The 19824-nt window shown below is 66.1% G+C and carries 5 protein-coding genes; 3 read left to right on the top strand and 2 right to left on the bottom strand.

Annotation, left to right across the window (positions count from 1 at the left end):
- Nucleotides 1-49 precede the first annotated feature (49 nt).
- Complete coding sequence (locus AC1RRJ_RS21080; protein WP_493126396.1) at nucleotides 50-1975, bottom strand: sensor histidine kinase; 1926 nt, start codon at nucleotides 1973-1975, stop codon at nucleotides 50-52.
- 2 nt (nucleotides 1976-1977) lie between these two features.
- Complete coding sequence (locus tag AC1RRJ_RS21075) at nucleotides 1978-2727, bottom strand: response regulator (protein ID WP_493126395.1); 750 nt, start codon at nucleotides 2725-2727, stop codon at nucleotides 1978-1980.
- Between the two features lie 120 nt (nucleotides 2728-2847).
- Here AC1RRJ_RS21075 and AC1RRJ_RS21070 point away from each other — a divergent pair, with 120 nt between their 5' ends.
- The 3 genes from AC1RRJ_RS21070 (at nucleotide 2848) to AC1RRJ_RS21060 (ending at nucleotide 19719) form a co-directional block, all read left to right on the top strand.
- Nucleotides 2848-4014 (top strand): helix-turn-helix transcriptional regulator, encoded by a 1167-nt coding sequence (locus AC1RRJ_RS21070; protein WP_493126393.1) that lies wholly within the window; start codon nucleotides 2848-2850, stop codon nucleotides 4012-4014.
- Between the two features lie 394 nt (nucleotides 4015-4408).
- The gene (locus tag AC1RRJ_RS21065) at nucleotides 4409-6082 is read left to right on the top strand and encodes a ShlB/FhaC/HecB family hemolysin secretion/activation protein (RefSeq protein ID WP_493126391.1); all 1674 of its coding nucleotides are present in this window, start codon (nucleotides 4409-4411) and stop codon (nucleotides 6080-6082) included.
- An 11-nt stretch (nucleotides 6083-6093) separates the two neighbouring features.
- Nucleotides 6094-19719 (top strand): YDG domain-containing protein, encoded by a 13626-nt coding sequence (locus AC1RRJ_RS21060; RefSeq protein WP_493126389.1) that lies wholly within the window; start codon nucleotides 6094-6096, stop codon nucleotides 19717-19719.
- Nucleotides 19720-19824: the final 105 nt, after the last annotated feature.

Genomic DNA, 19824 nt, shown 5'->3' with positions numbered 1-19824 from the left:
AAACGATCGCTCCGGATACGTCGGTGTATCCGCTGGATTGAGCATGATGCTAACTCGGCGACGGCAGGGCAGCTCCCGCTATCTCGATCGGAAGCCGCAAGGCGAAGATGGTGCCTTGTGGTCCCGATGTCAGTTCGATCGCACCGCCGATTGCGTCGGCGCGCCGCGCTTGGTTGCCGAGGCCGCGGCCCTGTGTCGTGCCCGCCGCATCGAAACCACTGCCGTTGTCGATGATTTCGACGCGGGCATGCGCATTGCTCATCCCGGTCTTCAAGATGATCTCGGTGGCGCCGGCGTGTTTGATCACATTGGTGAAGGCCTCTTGCAGGATGCGCAGGATATGGAGCGAATGACGCTGGTCGAGCCAGACCAGCGGGGGCAGGTCGACGACCTCCCAGCGCAACCGGATGCCGGTCGCTTCGAGCCGCGGCTGGAGGCGGAAGCGGAGCGTGCCGAGCAGCAGCAGGAGGTCGGTTTCCACTGGCTCCATCGAATCGATGGTGAGTTTCAGATCGTCGATGCAGCTCTTCAGCAACTGCGCGATCCCGGCTTCGTCGATACGGCCATGTTCTACGACGCGCAGGGCACTGACCAGTGACGAGCCGAGGCCGTCGTGCATGTCCTGCATCAGCCGCTGACGCTCCTGAAACAGTACCTCGCGCCGCTCGATCTCGCGCAGCCGGCGATGGCTGGCGGTGAGTTCCGCCTCGCGCGCTGCAAGGCGGTCGGCCAGCACGACATTGGCCTGTTCGATATCGCCCATCGCCTTGGTGTAGCGGCTGAGCATGATCTGGCAGAAGGCGACGATCATTCCAACCTGCGCATAGAAGGTGAGGAACAGTCCCTCGATGTCCACCAGATTGGCCTGCAGCAGCATATCATAACCGCCGAGCAGAACGGCGAGGATGCCGCAGCCGGCGAGTATGGAGCCCTCGGTCGAGCCCGCTCTACCGCTCCGGATCAGGGCGAAACCAAAGGCGACGCCGCCCAATATCGCCACGGTAAGATAGATCAGCGGAGCGGCGATGGTGGCATCGAACGTCCCCGCGAAAACCGGTAGCGTCATCAGCGCGAACAGCGCGCAAACGAGACTCAGTGCCGCGGTGAGAAGCGGCATGCGATGATGCAGAAGGCGGGTCAGGAACAGATGGACGATCAAGACCATCCAGCCCATCGAATTGACCGTGATCCAACCGAACCAGGCGTCCGAAACGGGGAGCCGGTCAAGGCCCATATAGGCATGCATCAACCGCAGGAAGGTCGCGACGGTCATCGCCGCGAACAACAGGTACAGCGTTTCGCGCCGCCGCCGCAGCCAGACGAGGAACGCGAAGACGCCCGTCGCCAGAAACATCCCCGAGCTGATATAGGGCAGCTCGGTCTGGAAAAAGCTGCGCACCAGATAGCTTGCGCCGAGCTGGTCATAAGTGCCGACCCACATGGTCGACAGCGCGCCGCCGATGCCGCGGACATGGCGCATGCGGATCAGGATTTCGCGCGGTGGTTTGGTCTCCGCGGTGTTTTCAAGCGCAAGCCAGAGCGGGCGGTTCGATCCGTTCCACTGCAAATTGGCGTGCGACTGGTAGAAGAGGCGGCCATCGACATAGATCGCAATTTCGCCATCGGTCTTCCAGCGCGGGATATAGAGATAGGCGCCGCGCCGCACCGGGTGTGCGGGATCGAGGCGGACATGATACCAGGTGGTCTGGGTCGGGAGGCGGGCGGCATCGCCGGCCCCCGGCAGGACGTCGGGCCGCGGGGCATAGGGGAGCGTCACGGCCCGCCACGGGCCCGGGAGCGCACGCCTGTCGACGGCGCGCGAGGGGGGCGGATAGCCTTCGCTGGCCTGCATGAGAACCTCTGCCCGGGTGAGATGCAGTCCGGCGGGCCGGCTGATCCAGTAGAGCCCGGCCAGAACCAGCGCGGCCGCGCCCAGATAGAGCAGGAAGGCGTGCAGTCGGCGGTCCAGCTGCATCCCTACAGGATGCCGTGGTTACGGGCCTCGTAGATGGCCTCGGCCTTCGAGCGCACCTCGAGCTTTTGATAGATGCGCCGCATGAAGGTCATCACGGTGTTGCGCGACACCTGCATCAGTTCGGCAATCTCGTCATAGCTGAACCCCTTGGTGGTCAGTTCGAGCGCTTCGCGTTCGCGCGGCGACAAGGGCGAGGCGAGCGGCGGCAGTTCGGGCTGTTGCGGTTCGGGCGGGCGAAAGCGCAGCAAGATCTGGCGCGCGATTCGCGGGCTGATCGGGCTGCCGCCGCCGTGCAGCGTCCGGATTTCGTCGGCCATCCGTTCCGGCGAGCTGTCCTTGAGCAGATAGCCCGCCGCGCCCGCCTCGATCGAGGCGATGACATGCTTCTCGTCGGCGAAGGTGGTGCTGACCATGATTCCGCATTCGGGCCAGGCTGCGCGCGCAGCGCGGATCACCTCGATCCCCGATCCGTCTGGCAGGCCCAGATCGACAACCAGTATGTCGAGTGGGGGACCTTCGAGCAGGTGTGCCGCCTGCGCGACGCTGTATGCCATGCCGATGAGCATCATGTCGTCGGCACTGCCCACAGCTGCGGCGAAGCTGTTCTGAAAGGCGACGTCATCCTCTACCAGCGCGACCTTGAGAAGCGATGGTGAAAAATCGGGCATCGCAATATCCTGGCGCAGCCGGCGCTTCGCGGCGCGGCGGTCGGTTGAGCGTCCGGCGACGCTGGCATCTCGCACCTTTACCATATGGCTTTGCGGGACGCTGTCGCTACTTATAGCGACATATACAGGATTTACTTTGCGTTACAATTTCGTGCGGTCGCTGTTAAACTTGCGGCGCCGACCCGGCAGACGATGAGTGGCATCATGGCATTTCCCGAACCGATCTCGCCGATGCTGGTCGCCGAACTGGTGGGCGACATTTATGAAGCCGCGGTCGACGCGTCGCTGTGGCGACCGTTCGTCGAGAAGATCAATGCCATCTATCCTGACGCGCGCATCACTCTCTTTGGTCATGACAGGGCGGCAGGGCCGGTGACCGATCTCAACATCCGGACCAACTTCCCCGACGCAGCGTATCGCGATTATGCCGCGCATCATGTGTCCAGCAGTCCCTATGTGCATTTCGTTCAGCACAACCAGATCGGCCTGCCAACGCGATCGGAGACGATCATCGGCGATCATGCGCTGTTCCGGACCGAACATTATAACGACTATCTGCGGCCGCACGGGCTGGGCCATTATGGCGTGGGCATGGTGCTGGAGCGCGAGGCCCACGGCTGGACCGCGTTGACGCTGGCCGATCGCTGCGACGACGAAGTGCGGCGCGACCACCAGATGGCATTGCTCGGCCTGCTCGCGCCGCATCTGCGCCGCGCGCTGGGGCTCAGGCGGACGCTGTCCGAGGCGCGATCGGCCGCGCAGGTGCCGCAGGCGCTGTTCGACGGATGGACGCATGCCGCCTTTGTGCTCGATCGGACGGGGCGGGTGGTAACGATGAACCGCCGCGCCGAGGCGCTGGTCGCGTGCGACAGCGGCGTCGCGCTCGGCCGGTTGGGCCGGCCCTATAGCTTCGACGCCAGAAGCAGCCGCGCGCTTGACGCCGCGATCGCTGCATGCGGCATGCTTTCGGGCGGGGGTGCACGGGAGGGCGAGGGCCCCGGAGGCCTCTTGCTGCCGCGCCGGGGCGGCGGCTCGCCGTTCCACGCGGCGCTGTGGCCAGTCGCTTCGCTCGCCGGGTTCGGGCTGACCACCGTGTCCGGGCGGATATTGCTCGTGGTGTCCGACCCCGACAGTACGCCGCCCGATGCCGTCCGATGGATCGCGCGGCGCTTTGGCCTTTCTCCGGCGGAAGCGCGTTTGGCTGGCACGGTGATAGACGGGATGCCGCTCGCCGACGCGGCTGAGCAACTGGGTATCCGCCTGTCCACGGCGCGGACGCGGCTGAAGACCATTCAGGCCAAGACCGGATGCCGTCGCCAGCTCGATCTCGTCCGGCTGGCCATGTCGGTGCCTTCGATCCGGCGCGACTGAATTCCGCACAAGCCGACGCGCCGCCCCTCCCATATGGGAGCTATTTGTCGCGTCCCCCACTGCTTACCCATCCCGCCGCAAGCTGGACGCCGGGTCCGGCGTCGCGGGGGACGGGAGCGATGAAAGCGCGGATTGTCGGCAGAAACATGCTGTCCATACTCTTGGATTTGCGCATTAAGATATTGGGAATAAATGATTTTCCTGATGTTGGAGCCTTGGTGTCGCTATTAGTAGCGACAGACGTCCCACCCCGTTTCCGGTACGATTTGCACATGAGGGCGCCAGTCGGCGTTTTGGAGGCGGGGGCCTGCCTGACATGATTTCTCTCGAAGCAAACCAGCCGATGACCTGTGCTGCGCGGCCCGGTGATGTAGTCCGGGGCAAGCCCATAGTCATGGCCGCGGCGCTACTGTTGGCGGGCACGGTGCTTGCTCTGCCGGCGCAGGCGCAGCAACAAACCCTGCCGTCGCGGCAGGAGCTCAATCCTGCGCGCCAGTCGCCAATCCCCGCCGCGCCGCGCGGCGAGCTGTTCCGCGATATGGAAGCCGGGCCATGCCCCTTCGCCGAAAGCAACCTCAAATTCACGCTGGCTGGCGTCGATTTTCGCGGCGCCAGCGGCGCGCTTGCGCTCGATGGCGAGCGGCTGGCGCTGGCCTATGACGATCTGGTCGGTCGCGAGCTGCCACTGACGGCGATCTGTGCGATCCGGGATCGTGTTGCGGCGCTCTATCTGCGCCGCGGTGTGCTGGCGGCGGTCACGATTCCCGAACAGCGCATCGCTGACGGGCGCGTGGTGATCGAGGTCACCGAAGCGCATGTGGCGTCGGTCAGTTATCATGGCGATGTCGGTCCCGCGCAGCGGCAGGTCGCGCGCTATCTCGACAAGCTCAAGGGCCTGACCCCCTTCGATCTCAACACCGCACAGCGCTATCTGCTGCTCGCCTCGGATATTCCGGGTGTCGAGGTGCAGGCGTCGCTCAAACAGGCGGCGGGCGGCAATGGCGCGGTCGATCTCGACATCGCGGTCAGTCGCGCCGCGATGACGGGCAGCGTCAGCGTCAACGACTATGGTTCGAACTCGATCGGGCGCGGCCTTGCAACCTTGCGCGCCGATTTCAACAGCTTCACCTCGCTTGGCGAGCGTACGTCAATCGTCGGTTATGGCACGATCGACAGCGACGAGCAGCGCGTGTTCCAGATCACCGAAAGCATCAAGCTCGGTGGCGAGGGGCTGTCGCTCGACCTCTCGGGCTCTCTTGCGCGGACGAAGCCGGGCGGGGCGGTCTCCGCACTCGATCTGGTCGGGAACAGTTTCGCCGGCAATGCGCGGATCAGCTATCCTGTGCTGCGCCACCGCCGCCACAATCTCAACCTTTCGGCCGGTTTTGAATGGATCGATCAGAAGGTCGAGTTCGGCGGCGGGATTGCGACGCTGACCGACGACAAGCTGCGCGTCTTCTCTGCCCGGCTGGACGGCCATCTGGCGCCGCGCGAACTGGCCGATCATTCGGTGGCGGCGACGGGATCGCTCGAAATCCGTCGCGGGGTGAGCGGTCTGGGGGCGAGCCGTTTCGGCAACCGGAACGCGTCGCGATTCGGCGGGCGTCCCGATGCGACGGTGGTGCGCGCCGAGCTTTCTGTTGGCGGCCGCGTCGCTGGCCCGCTGGTGGCGACGGCCTCGACCAGCTGGCAATATACCGACACGCCGCTGCTCTCTTATGAGGAATTTTCCGCCGGTAATATGTCGGTCGGCCGCGGCTATGACCCGTCGGCCGCCTCGGGCGACAGGGCGCTCACCTATGGCGTCGAACTGTCGAGCGTGCCGATCGCGCTTGGCAAGAACATGGCCTTCCGCCCCTATGCTTTCGTCGACGCGGTCCGGCTGACCAATATCGGACCGGGAGCGGGGAAAGACCGGTTGCGCTCGGCCGGCGTGGGTGTTCGCGCGCGGCTTGGGCCCTTGCTTGCGCTCGACGCCGCATGGGCGCGCCCGCTCGATCGCCTCGCACCGGGGACACCCAGACCCACCGACCGTTTTCTCGTCAGCCTTACCGCTTCGATCTTCTGAGGAAGACCATCATGCCCGTCCGCTCTTCGCTATCCGGTCTTCGTCGCAGCCGCCTCTTCACGACATCGGCCTTCGGCGCGCTCGCGCTGGCCGCGGTGCTGTCCGCTCCCGCGTACGCGCAGCTCAATCAGGGCGTTACGCCTGCACAGAGCAACGGTTCGGCGCCGACGATCGACCAGTCGGTTCCCAACACCACGACGGTGACGCTGGGCGGATCGCGCACGGTGATCGACTGGGACAAGTTCGACATCAACAGCGGCGAGCGCGCGGACTTCATCTTCGCCGATCGCAGCGATATCGTACTCAACCGCGTCGGCGGCGCGGGCAGCACGATCAACGGCGATCTCAACGGCCTGATCGGGGCGGGCGGTCCGGCGGGCGGCAACATCTGGATCTATAACGCCAATGGCGTCGTGATCGGCGCCAATGCGCGGATCAACACCGGCGGCCTGCTCGTCACGACCGCCGCGATCGACCGCGCCGACGATGCCACGCCCGGCGGCTTCCTCGACGGCAGTTCGACCGGTTTCGGTTTCACCGGTGCGGCGGCGGGCAGCGGTATCACCGTCCGGAACGGAGCGCAGGTCAACAGCCATGGCGGCGCGATCGCGCTGGTCTCCACCACCGTGACGGCCGAGGCGGGATCCAGCATCTCGGCGCAGGACGGCGGCAATGTGCTGATCGGCTCGGCGGCGAAGTACAAGATCCGTTTCCGGCCGACGAGCACCGACGATCTCGACCTGCTCAGCTTCGAAGTGGCGAGCGCCGCCGACGGCACGAATTCGAACAACGGCACCGAGCTGGCGGGCTCGATCAGCGGCAACCGCGTCTTCGTCGCGACCATCGCCAAGACCGGACTGACCAACCAGATCATCAACACCGGCGCGATCACCGCGACCGACGCGGCGCTCGACGAGACCGGCGCGATCGTGCTCAGCACCGGCCACAACATCGTGAACGGTGCGGCGAGTAGCGCGACCTTCATCACCGATGCGGGCTATGGCGACCTGGTGACCGGCACGGGCGCCAGCGGCTCGCTCACCGGGTCCAAGATCTCGCTGCTCGCGTCGAACACGCTCTACGCCAACGGCACGATCAACGCAGGCGCCGGCACGGTCGATCTCGTCTCGCACTATGGGGGGATCAGCAACGGCTTTGGCGCCAACAACGGCATTACCGCCGGCATGCTCACCGCCGACGCCAATTATGGCATCACGCTTCAGGCCACCAATCACATCGCCAAGCTGGGCGATCTCACCGTCCACGATACCGGCAGCCTGTTCATTGACGAGATCTACGTCCAGAATCAGGGCAATCTGGAGATATCCGGCGACATCCGCACCGCCGCCGGGGTCACGCTCTATTCGCCCACCGGCGCGTTCAGCGGCACCGGCCGCGTTTATGCCGGCAAGGTCAGCGTCATGGGGCGCGGCCTGGTCAATGTGGATTCGGCAACGCGGCTTGCCTATGCCGACTCCTATGGCGATCTTGAGGTCCGCAGCAATGGCGACCTGACCGTCGGGCTCGATGGTTCGAGCAGCCAGAACAACATCGTGCGGCTGACTGCGAACAGCGGCGCGATCACCCAGACAGGCGGCGCCGGGCTGACCGGCACCGTGATCGCCAATGCGCTGGGCGATATCAAGCTGAATGCCAGCAACAGCTTCAGCAACGTCAACGCGACCTCTGCCAATGCCGGCGCGATTACCCTCAACGCGACGGGCAATCTCGATTTCAAGGTGGACACCGGCATGGCGGTGCAGGTCACCACCGGCGGCGACGCTACCGCGTCGGGCACGAACGCGATCAGTGCCGGCCAGTTGAGCATCGCCGCGGGTGGCCGGATCGCCATCGACACCAACGGCGACGCGGGCGCCGTGCTCGGTGGCCTCGGCGCGGGCGGCTCGATCACGATTGCGATGGACCGCAACCTGAGTCTTGCCGACGACGTCAACGTGGGCCCGGGCGAAGTCATATCCCTCACCTCGCGGAACGGCTCGATCAGCCAGGCCGCGGGCACGATCAATGCCGACTGGATCAAGCTGAATGCCGGCACCACGATCAGCCAAGGCACCGGCACCACGCTCCATAGCACGGCGCTCTCGCTGACCAGCGGCGGCAACGTCACGCTCGCCGGTGCCAACGATTTCGGTTCGCTCTACGATCTCTCGGTCGGGGGCGACCTGACGCTGCGCAACTCCGGCAGCATCAATCTCGATCCGACGAACAGCGGCGGCTATACTTCCGACGGCGCGCTGACGCTGACCTCGGACACCGGCAACATCACAGCCGGCAACATCGTTACCACCTCGAAGCTCACCGCATCGGCGGTGAACGGCGACATCCTGCTCGGCGGCAGCCTCCAGCAGATCGCCTCGCTCGGCGCAATGACCGCGGGTGGCGATATCCAGATCGGCACCTCGCGCACCGGCTTCAGCCTGACCGGCGACATCACCGCCACGAATCTGACTCTGCTCGCGCAGAATGGCGGGATCACCCAGAACGCCGGCACCACGATCTCGGCCGGCACGCTCAACGCCACCGCCAATGGCGACATCATGCTCGACCAAGCGAATGCAGTCACCACGGTGAGCGGCCTCAACGCCAGTCTGTTCACCACTGGCCACAACATCAGCTTCCGCAACGCCGGCGACGTCACGCTCGGCGGCGTCGTCGATGCCACGGGCGGCACGCTCCGGCTGACCTCGAACACCGGCGGCATCAGCCAGAACAGCGGCGCCAGCGTCTATATCCGCGCGGACCAGCTCTTCCTGAGCGGCGCCAGCGACTTGCTGCTCAACAGCGCCAACAACAACATCGCCACGCTTGGCGGCGCATCCAGCACCAATGGCGGCATCCTCTATCGCGACGCCAATGGCTTCGACATCGCGGGCAATATCACTTCGACCAGCGGCGGGGCTTCGCTGCGCACGGCCAGCGCGGGTTCGATCACCCAGAGCGGCGGCATCATCGACGTCGACTATCTTGGTGTGATCACCGCCGGCAGCGGCAACTCGGTCACGCTCAATCAGGCGAACCGCATCCGCAGGCTCATCGCCACCTCGGGCAACGGCACGCTTTCGATCAACAGCACCACCGGTCTCCTGATCGACCAGTCCGTCTATTTCGACACGATCTCGCTGCGTTCGGGCGGGGCGATCACCCAGAGCAATACGGGGTCGTTCGCGGCGGGCACCGCCAATCTGAGCGCCGTCACCGGCATCAACCTGCCGGGCGCATCTTTTATCGGCAATAACAGCATCCAGAATCTCGGCACGATTACGAACACGGCCAGCGGCGGCATCAACATCGTCAGCTATAGTGGCGGGCACACCAGCCTCACGGGCAACATCAGCGCGGCGGGCCAGACGGTGTCGATCTCCGACGTTGCGGGCTACATCCTCCAGACCGGCGGCGTGATCACCGCCGACACGCTGAACCTGTCGGCGACTGGCGGGATCAATGTCGGGGGCGCCAATCAGGTCAGCAATCTCGGCGCGATGAGCGGGGCGGGGCTGAGCTTCGCCAATGCCGGCAGCTTCAACGTCACCCGGTCGATCGACATGACCGGTGTGCACCTGAACCTGACGTCGAATAGCGGCGCGATCACCCAGAATGCGGGCACGACGCTCACGGCCGATACCATCGCGCTCCGCGCCGGTACGACGATCAGCCAGGGCAGCGGCGCCACGCTGCACAGCACCAATCTGTCGCTGATCAGCGGCGTCCATGCGACGCTGGGTGAGGCCAATAGCTTCACCACCCTCACCGATCTCGCGGTGGGCGGCGACCTGACGCTGCGCAACCTCGGCAACATCAACCTCAGCCCGATCCTTGGCGGGACCGGCGGCTATCGGTCGGGTGGCGCGCTCACCCTTGTCTCGGATACCGGGAACATCCTCACCACCAACTCCGGTATCGACACCTCGCGCCTGACCGTGAGCGCGGCGGGTTCCATCAGCCTTGACGGGACGATCGCGTCGCTCGGCACCATCACCGCCGGCCAGAGCATCCTGCTGACCACCTATAACGGCAGCTTGGAGCTGACCGGCAATGTCACCGGCCGGAGCGTCAGCCTTTACGGCGAGACCGGGCTCAACCAGACCGGCGGCATCATCGATGCCGATCGGCTCAACGTCATCACCAACGGCGCCATCTCGCTGACCGGGGCGAACCAGATCGACGTGGTCGGCCGGCTCGACACCGATCGCTATGACTTCGGCACCGGCCACGACATCACGCTGCGCAATGTCGGCGCCATCGTGCTCGACTATCAGATCGAGGCGCCGGACGGCACGGTCACGCTGACCTCGGACACCGGCGGGATCAGCCAGACCAGCTTCAGCGACCGCTTCATCGCCGGTACGCTCAATGCCACGGCCCAGGGCGTCATCATGCTCGACCAGTCAGCGAACAATGTCGCGCATCTGGGCAATGTGCGCAGCAGCGGCGGCGCCGTCGTCTATGCTGATGCCGACGGTTTCGACCTGACGGGTCAGGTCCGTGCCGCTGGAACGCTCTCGCTCATGTCGGGCGGCGCGATCTCCACCAACGGCGGGCTGGTCGTCGCGGGCGGTCTGCTCCACGTGTCCGCTACCAGCGCCAATCTGGTCGCTGGCGGCAACATCCTGCTCGGTACGATCAACACCAGCGGCAATTTCGCGATCGACACCGATCAGGACCTGACAGTCGGTGGCACGATCAACACCAATGGCAACAGTACGACGCTGACCGCCGCCTCCGGCGCTATCCATCGGGGCAGCGGCGGCAGGATCATGAGCGGCGCCATTGTCGCGAACGCGCAGGGCGGCATCGATCTGGGCGGCGACAATCGCTTCACGAACTTCACGGGTGCCTCGACCGGCGGCGGCAACATCACCCTCAACAGCGGCGATTCGGCGACGATTTTCGTGGGGCTCAGCACCACCGGCAGCGCCACCGTGACCGCGGCGGGCAACTTCGCCTCGGGCGGGATCACCGTCGACGGCCTGTCGGTGGACGCCGGGCACATCGACCTGACCAACAGCGTCGATGTGAACAGCTTCACGCGACTTGTGGCCGCTTATGGCGACGTCCTCGTCACCAATGCCGGCAGCTTCACCGTCGACGGGGATGTCACGACGAACAGGCCGGGTCTCCGCACGATCGACCTGTGGGCGAACGGCGGTGGGATCACCCAGACTGCGGGTTCGATTTCGGGCCATTATGTCAGCCTGCGTGGCGCAGGCGATCTGATCCAGAGCGGCACCGCCCGCATCGATGCCAACGCGGCTTATTTCAGCGGCGCCAACCTGCTGCTGGGCGGCGCGAACAACCTTGTCAGCAACGACACCCGCATCGTCGCCACGGGCGGCCTGACGTTGCGCAACGCCGGTTCGATCGATCTGACCGTGATGGGTGGCTACACCGCCGGCGGCGCGCTGTCGCTGACATCGGATAGCGGTTCGATCACTGCGGCCAGCGCGGTGACCGCTTCGGCGCTGACCGCGCTGGCCGCGAACGGCGCGGTCTCGTTCAGCCACAGCGACAACCTCATTCCGGAGATCCGCGGACTGAGCGCGGGCACCAATGCCACCATGCGGTCGCGCAATGGCGGCTTCACGCTGACCGGGGATATCGATGTCGGCGGGACGCTGTCCTTGCAGGCCGGCACCGGGATCAACCAGACCGGCGGCCGGATCAGGGCGACCACGCTCGATGCCCAGCTCTACCAGAGCATGACCACCGGCTCGGTCCTGCTCGGCGGGGCGAACGACGTCGACAATCTCTACGTCCTCGCGACGTCGGGCGGGGGCGATGTTCTTTTTCGCGACACCGACGGCTTCCGCGTCACCTATGCGGCGATCGGCAACCGCGTCACGTTGACGAGCGACGCCGGTGCGATCACTCAGGCAAGCGGCTATATGGATGGCGTCCAGGCGAGCCAGCTCACCGTCTCGGCCGTCGACGGCATTGCGCTCAACAACGAGTGGAACGGTATTCGCACGATCCTTGGCCTCACCAACACCGGTTCCGGCGGGATCGATGTCGGCGGCCGCGGGGTCAACATGGTCGTCGGCGGCAACGTCAGCGCGGCCGGGCAGGCGGTCTCGCTCACGGCGCGGAACGCAAGCATCACCCAGACCAGCGGCGGGATCGCCGCCGGTTCGCTGAGCGCCTCGGCTGCCAGCGGCATCGCGCTCACCAGCGCAAGCAACAATGTCGCGGCCATTGCCGGGCTCAGCAACACGACCAGCGGCGGCATCGCCTATACCGATGCCGATGGCTTCAACATCACTGGAGACATCAACGCCGCGGGACAGGCGCTGTCGCTTCGGATGATGGGCGCCAGCGCCGATGTCACCCAGAACAGCACCAGCCGCATTACGGCCGGGCGGATCAATCTGACCGGCGGCGCCGCCTTTGGCCTGAAGGGCAACGGCGGCACCAACAACCAGATCGCCGCGATCGGCGACATCGGCAGCGCGGCCCAGATCTACACGACCGGCAATGTCGACCTGACCGGCACGATCAACTCGCCCTACTTCGAGCTATGGGCGCAAGGCGGCGACGTCACCCAGAGCGGCGGCCATATCGACAACAGTGCGCCGGGCAATTACCTGGAGGTTCGCGCCAATAATATCGCGCTGACGAGCGCCGCCAATCGGCTTGGTAACGTGGGCGGGCTTCTCACCTGGGGGTCGACCCCGGGCAACATCAGCGCCGTTTCCACCGGAAACACCAATTTCCAGTATCTCTCCGGCGGCGCCGTCTCGCTGACCGTCACCGGCGGCAATCTCGCCAGCAATAGCGGCGCTCTCGACGTCGATTCGCTGGCGGCCGATGCCTCGGGCACCATCGCGCTTGACGGCCGGATCGGCACGCTTGGCAATATCACTGCCGGCGGAGATGCCGCGTTCGGCTCGACCTCGAACCTCGATGCGACGGGCACGATCAACGTCGGCGGCCGCCTGACGTTCAGCTCGGGCGGCACCTTCACCAGACTGTCCGGTTCGATCGCAGCGGGGGGGCTCCAAGTAAACGCAGCGGGCGCGATCACAATCTACGGCAGCAACGGTGTCGGGACGATCTATGGCCTGACCACCCAGAATGGCAGCATCTTCTACTCGACCAACAGCGGCTTCGCCCTGGAGGGCGATATCACCGCCGGTGGCGGCAACGCGGTCGCACTCAACTCGAGCCTCGGCTCGATCACGCAGACCGCCGGCATCATCACCGCGGCCCGGCTGGACGCCAGCGCGCGCAACCAGATCTCGCTGACGCGGGCGAACCAGGTCGGGCAACTGGGCAATCTGGCGGCGAGCGGCGCGGTCAGTTTCACCGCGCGCGACGACTATGCGCTGGTCAGCAACATCTCGGGCGGCTCGGTCACGCTCATCTCCACCGACGGCGCGATCGACCAGACCGGCGGTTCGATCTCAACCGCCAACCTTTCGGCCTCGGCGAGCACCGGGCTCGACCTCTTCCGGGCCAATAGCATCGGCGTCCTGAGCGGGCTGGGCACGACCACCGGCGACCTGCGCTTCCGCAATACCGGCAACATCGACCTGCCGAATGTCAGCGCGGGTGGCAAGGTCACGCTGCAGTCGGACGGCGGCACGATTACGCAGTCGGGCGGCATCGTCACCGCCGCCGCGCTCGACGTTTCGGCGGCGCAGGACATCGTGCTGGGTGAAGCGAACAGGGTCGACGCCTTCACCGGCACGAGCACGAACGGGGACATAATCTTCCGCAACACGGGGAGCGTCAGCCTCGGTTCCGTCTCGCTGTCGGGGGCCTTCACCCTGACCTCCGATGCGGGCGCGGTAACCCAGACCGGCGATCTGACCGCGGGCGGGCTGACGGTTACGGCGCGCGACGGAATTTCGCTGACCCGCAGCGGCAACGCAGCCGGGGTGCTGGTGAACCTGACGAACCTCGGCACCGGTGGGGTCGCCTATACCGACAGCGGTAGCATCCTGATCGGTGCGATCAGCGCGGCGGGGCAGGCCGTCACGCTGAGCGCGGGCGGCGATATCGACGAGGTGACGGGGATCGAAGCCGCCACCCTCAATCTGACCGCGCCCACCGGCGACGTCACCTTGTCCCACGCTTCGGGCAATCTGATCGGCGCACTCGGCACGGTCGATGTACGCCGGTTGACGCTGGCCACCGCGGGCGATCTCGATCTGGCGGGCGCCATCGCGGCAAGCGATGCACTGTCACTGACGGCAGGTGGCCGGCTCACGCAGAGCGCGGGCCACGTCACCACCCCGTCGCTCTCGCTGCTGGCGAGCGGCGGGATCGATCTGGGCGAAACCAATCAGGTCGATGCGCTGACCGCGACCAACAGCGGTGGATCGGGCGATATCCGTTTCGTCAACGGCCGGTCGCTAACGCTCGGCGATCTCGTCTCGGATCATGGCGACGCCATCCTCCGCCTGACCGCCGGGCAACTCACGCTGGGCGCGGATATCTTTAGCTTGGGCAATATAGATATCGACGCCGCGGGCGGCATCGGCGGCACCGGCGCCCTCAATGCGCGCCAGAGCGTGCGGGTGGTCAGCAATGGTTCGATCGATCTGGCGTTGGTGAGCGGACGCGATGATATCCTGATCGACGCGGGCGGCGACGCGGCGGTGCGGCAACTCGTGCACCTGTCCGGCGTACCCGACGCTGCGGGTAACGGCTACAAGATCGATATCCTCGGCAACAACGTCACGCTGGGGGCGAATAACCCGAACGCGATCACTGCCGCCAACCGGCTCTACGTCGAAACGAGCCCGGTCGTGCGGCTTGGCGCGCGTGCGGGCAACGCGACGCTCAACCTCCTGACGATGAATCAGGGCGTGTCGATTGCGGCGACCGGCGATGTCCTTGCCCATGCGGTTTCCGACTTGAGCCTCGTCGATGTTGTGGGCGCGAATGTCAGCCTGACTTCGGCAGCAGGAGGCATCAGCGCCAGCCGCATCGATGTCTCGGGCGATTATTCGCTCACGGGCCGTTCCTTTGATAGCGGCGCGCTGCAACCGCTTGGCGCGCGCTCTGGTACGTGGACGCTAACGGGCCGCGCGGGCCTCGACGCATTGGGCCAGGCGCTCGAATATGTCGGCAACATCGACTTCACCGTCGACGGCGCGTTCGAGAATGGCAGCGTCCGCTCGCTGGCCGGCGGCGTGACGATCTCGGCGGATGCCGTGGACCTCCATCAGATCTCCGCCGCGACCGGGATCGACGCGCGGGCCACTATCGGCAATCTTGAGCTGTTCTCCGCCGATACGGCGGCGGGCAATCTCGATTTGAAGGCCACCGCGGTCCGCGTCTCGGGTTCGCTGGAGGCCGGCGCGGATATCGCCGTTACCGCCGCGACAGGCGACGCCGTCATCGGTTATGCTACCGCCGGGCGGAACATCGGCATCTCGGCGGCCGGCGACGCGACGGTGCGGCAGGCGAACCTTGCGGGCGCGACCGGCGACCTGACGATTGGCGCAGGCGGCAATGCCGTGCTGGGCGATGACGATGCGCTGTCGGGCATCGGCACCGACCGCTGGTTCGAACGTGCGGCCGGATCGACCGGAACGGCGACGATCACCGGTGGAAACGGCGCTTTCGTCAATCTCGATCATTCGGCAACGCTCGACAGTCTCACCGCCGCGCTGGTCGCGATCAACCTGGCGAGCGGCAATCTTGCGATCGGTCAGCTCACTGCGACCACCCACGGCGCCTCGGTCGATGTCGCGAATGGCTCGCTCATTGTGGGCAATGCGAGCGCCGCCAACGGCACGCTCGACCTGATCGCCAACGACGACCTGACCTTATCCGGCGGGGCGAGCGCGCTCGAAATCTATCTGACCGCGGGCGACCTGCTCGACACCAGCGCGGCCCCCGTCAACGGAACCGATTATGTCGAACTGACCGGCGGCGCGATCCGCGCGGGCACGATCGCATCGGGCGGCGACATCGACGCTTTCAGCACCGCCGGGGCGATCACCGCCGACAGCGTCCATTCGACCGGCGGCAACGCCATCTTCAACGCTTTCACCGACCTTGGCCTCGGCAACGTCATCGCCAATGGCGGACAGCTTCAGGCGGGCGGCAACGCGGCGGTGCGTGCAATCACCGCACCCGACGGCTTCGCGCTGGTTGCGCTCGGCAATGTCACGCTCGGCGCCGACACCGCCGATCTGGTCGCCGGCGGCAATCTTCTCGTGACAGGTGGCAGCGGCTCGGGCGGCGCGACGCTGATCTCGCTGGGCGGCGATGTCCGCGTCAATCTTCAGTCGGCGACGGGGCGCTTCGCCACCATCGCATCGGCCGTCGACGGCGACGCCAGCGTCCATGTCGCGACCGGGAACCTCGAAATCGGCGATCTTGCAGGCCATAATATCGCTGTCACGCTGCCCGGCGGAACGCTGACCGTGATGAATCCGGTGAGCAGCGGAGGCAATTACACGCTGACGGCGCGTGACTTTGGCGGCAATGCCTTGCTGCCTGCCTTTGGCGGCGGCGCGACCAAGCTGAACAATGTCTCGATCACCGACACCGACGGCGACCTTGGTGCAGGCGGCGCGTTGCTCGCGGCAGGCGACATCCGGGTCACTTCGGTAGGCAACATCACCGGCACGCTCTCCTTGCTCGCTGACGGCGACGTCGAGGTGGCCGCGAATGCCATCCGGCTCGGTGATGTGACCGGTCGCGACGTTGTGTTCAGTGCGTCGGTGGCAGGCGTCGATGTGGTCGGCGCCGTAACGATCGGACGAAACTATACGCTGACGGGCACCGATTTCTCCGCAAACGCACTGGCCGCCGGCGGCGCGCGGCTGGGCGAGCTGTTCGTGACCGATACGGCGGGCGACTTCGCCTATGGCGCGCTCGACCTCGGTTTCGGCGGGACGGCGACGATCCGGGCGAATAGCGGCGCGATCCGCGGCGGGGATATCGCCACGCTGGGCAATCTCAGCCTCTCGGCGACGGGCGTCGAGGCCGGCATCCTCCGGTCGGATCAGGGCGGCGTCGATGTCGATAGTCGCGCGGGTGTCGATCTCGCAGGTGTTCGGGCGAGCAACGCGATCTCTGTGAATGCAGACGGCAACGTCCGGCTCGGCCATGCCGAACTGACCGGCACCGGGGTCAACTCCTTCACGCTTGCCGCGGGCGGCGACCTGTTGTTCGGCGCGGCCGACGCCGCTTCGATCGGCAGCGGCCATGCCTTCACCAGCGCGGGCAGCGCGATGACGGGCGGCGGCTTGCGTGCCGACGGCGCGATATCGGTCAACCTCGACCGTTCCGCCAGACTCACGGGTATCGATGGCGGCATCCTCGAACTGGCGGTCCGGAACGGCGATCTTGCAATCGGCGACATTCGCACGGTCGGGGCGATGTTCGTCAACGGGCCAAGCGGCGCGCTCACGATCGGCGATGCCGAAACCAGCGCGGGCCACATCGGGATTGCAGGGCAGGGCGATGTCACGACCGGCGCCGTCGGCGGACGGTTCGTCGTCGATATCGGCTCGAGCGCGGGCAGTGTCGCGTTCCGCAAGGTCACCGGCGGCGATGTGACACTCGCGGCATCTGGCGGGATCGCCGCAGCCGGCCCCGACGCCGGCGTCTTTGCCGATTCGCTGACCCTTTCGGCGGGCGGCGACGTCGATCTCGCGACCGGCGGCACCGGCTCGCGGATCGGCAGCCTGCGCGCGGTCACCGTCGCCAATGGCAATTTCGCGCTCCACAACTTGCAGGACCTCGCTCTCGATGGAGCGATCGACGTTCGGGGCGGGACGCTCGACCTGCAGGTGGCCGGCGCGCTGAGCCAGAATAGCGGCGCGATCCGCGCGCAGCGCCTCATCGGCAGCGTGTCGGGCCATGCCCGGCTCGATGGCGCCAACAACATCGCCTCGCTGGGCGATTTTAACTCCGATGGCCTGCTGCTCAACAACATGACGGCACTCGGTATCGACGGCGTCGTCGACGGCGGTGCGGGCAGCGTGACGATCCGCGCGCGCGGCGGCATGACCATCGCCGCCACAGGGGCGGTGCGTTCGGCCTCGGCTGGCGATGCGATCATCCTCGCTTCGGACGGCCGGTTCCGCAATCTCGCGGGCGAAGCGGCGCTGGGCGCTGCGAACGGGCGCTGGCTCGTCTATTCGCAGGCCCTTGGCAATCCGGGTGCGGCGGATCCGGCGAACGAGTTCGGCGGCCTCGGCGGTCGAAGCTTCTACGGCGCGGCCTATGACTTCGCGACCGGCGGCTTCGCCGCCGCGCCGACCGCGGGCAATCGGTTCGTCTATGGCTATCGCCCGGTGCTGACCGTGCGGCCGAATGACGTCCGGGTCACTTATGATGGCCAGATTCCCGTTCCCGGCGCGAGCATTGGCGGCCTGATCAATGGCGACAGCGCAGCGGATGCCTGGTCGGGCGCCGCAGGCTTCTCGGGCGCGGGCCGCAATGCAGGAATATACACGGTCGCGGCGAACCTCGGTTCGCTCGTTTCGGACATGAACTATGACTTCGCTTTCGGCACCGGTACGCTCCGGATCGATTCGCGAGCGATCACCGCGACGCTGGCCGTGAATGGCAAGATCTATGACGGAACCACGGGCGCCACCGGCGCGCTCGTGCTTGGCGAGGTAGTCGCGGGCGACGATGTAACAGCCTTGGGCGCCCTTGCCTTTGCGAACAAAAATGCCGGTATCGGAAAGGCGGTCACTGCAACCGGCATCACGCTCTCAGGCGTGGATGCAGGCAATTATATCGTGGACGCCACCGCAATCGGTTTTGCCGACATCGCCCGGCGGTCGATCACCGCAACGCTGGCCGCAAACGGCAAGACCTATGACGGCACCATTGCCGCTACCGGTACGCTGTCGCTTGGCAGCGTGCTTGCGGGCGATCAGGTCGGCGTAACCGGCGGCGTAGCATTCGATAGCCGCAATGCCGGTACGCGCACCGCGACGGCCAGCGGCCTGACCCTCAACGGCGCGGACGCGGGCAACTATATCGTGAACGACACCGCCACCGATGTCGCCACGATTGCGCGGCTCGGGATCACTGGCACCGCCACCGCCGACAGCCGTGTCTATGACGGCACCGTCACGACGACCGGCCGGATCGCGCTCAACGGCGTGCTCGCGGGAGACGCCGTTTCGGCTGGCGCCGACTACGCCTTCGCCGACCCGAATGCGGGCAGGGGCCGGGCTGTCTCGGTCAGCGGGCTGGCGCTCACCGGCGCGGATGCGGGCAATTATACGGTCACGCTGAGCGGTGTCCCGCTCCTTGCCGATATTCTGCTCCGGCCGATGACCGTGGCCGCCGACGACCTCGTCAAACTCTTCGGCCAGCGTGATCCGGCACTCACCTGGCGTATCGTCAGTGGATCGCTGGTCGGGGGCGACGCCTTCACAGGCGGGTTGGAGCGGGCTCCCGGCGAACAGGCGGGAACTTATGCGATCGGCCGGGGCAGCCTTGCGCTGTCGCCGAACTATGCGCTGACCGTCGTTCCCGGCAGTCTTGCCATCCGTCTCACCCAGTCGGGCGCAGATGCGAGTGACGCGCTCAAGTGGCTGCACCCGTCCAGCGCGTTTGCGCTCGATGCAAATCCCTCGGCCAACCTCAAGGGCGACGCGGACGAGGAGGCGGGGAGGAAACAGGCAGGTTTCTGATTTTTTTCGTTCCGGTCTGACCGCGCGGATCTTCTGAAACGGATCGGGCTCCGTAATTGGCGCAAAAGCTGACCCACAATCTGTTGACGAAGATGCCCGTCTTTT

Source organism: Sphingopyxis sp. GW821-FHT12C06, from assembly GCF_058807415.1.
This window is presented reverse-complemented; position numbering and strand designations above follow the sequence as displayed.

Coding starts and splice junctions, on each gene's coding strand:
- AC1RRJ_RS21065 (WP_493126391.1), top strand. CDS start 4,409: ATGGCCGCGGCGCTACTGTTGGCGGGCACGGTGCTTGCTCTGCCGGCG.
- AC1RRJ_RS21075 (WP_493126395.1), bottom strand. CDS start 2,727: ATGGTAAAGGTGCGAGATGCCAGCGTCGCCGGACGCTCAACCGACCGC.
- AC1RRJ_RS21060 (WP_493126389.1), top strand. CDS start 6,094: ATGCCCGTCCGCTCTTCGCTATCCGGTCTTCGTCGCAGCCGCCTCTTC.
- AC1RRJ_RS21070 (WP_493126393.1), top strand. CDS start 2,848: ATGGCATTTCCCGAACCGATCTCGCCGATGCTGGTCGCCGAACTGGTG.
- AC1RRJ_RS21080 (WP_493126396.1), bottom strand. CDS start 1,975: ATGCAGCTGGACCGCCGACTGCACGCCTTCCTGCTCTATCTGGGCGCG.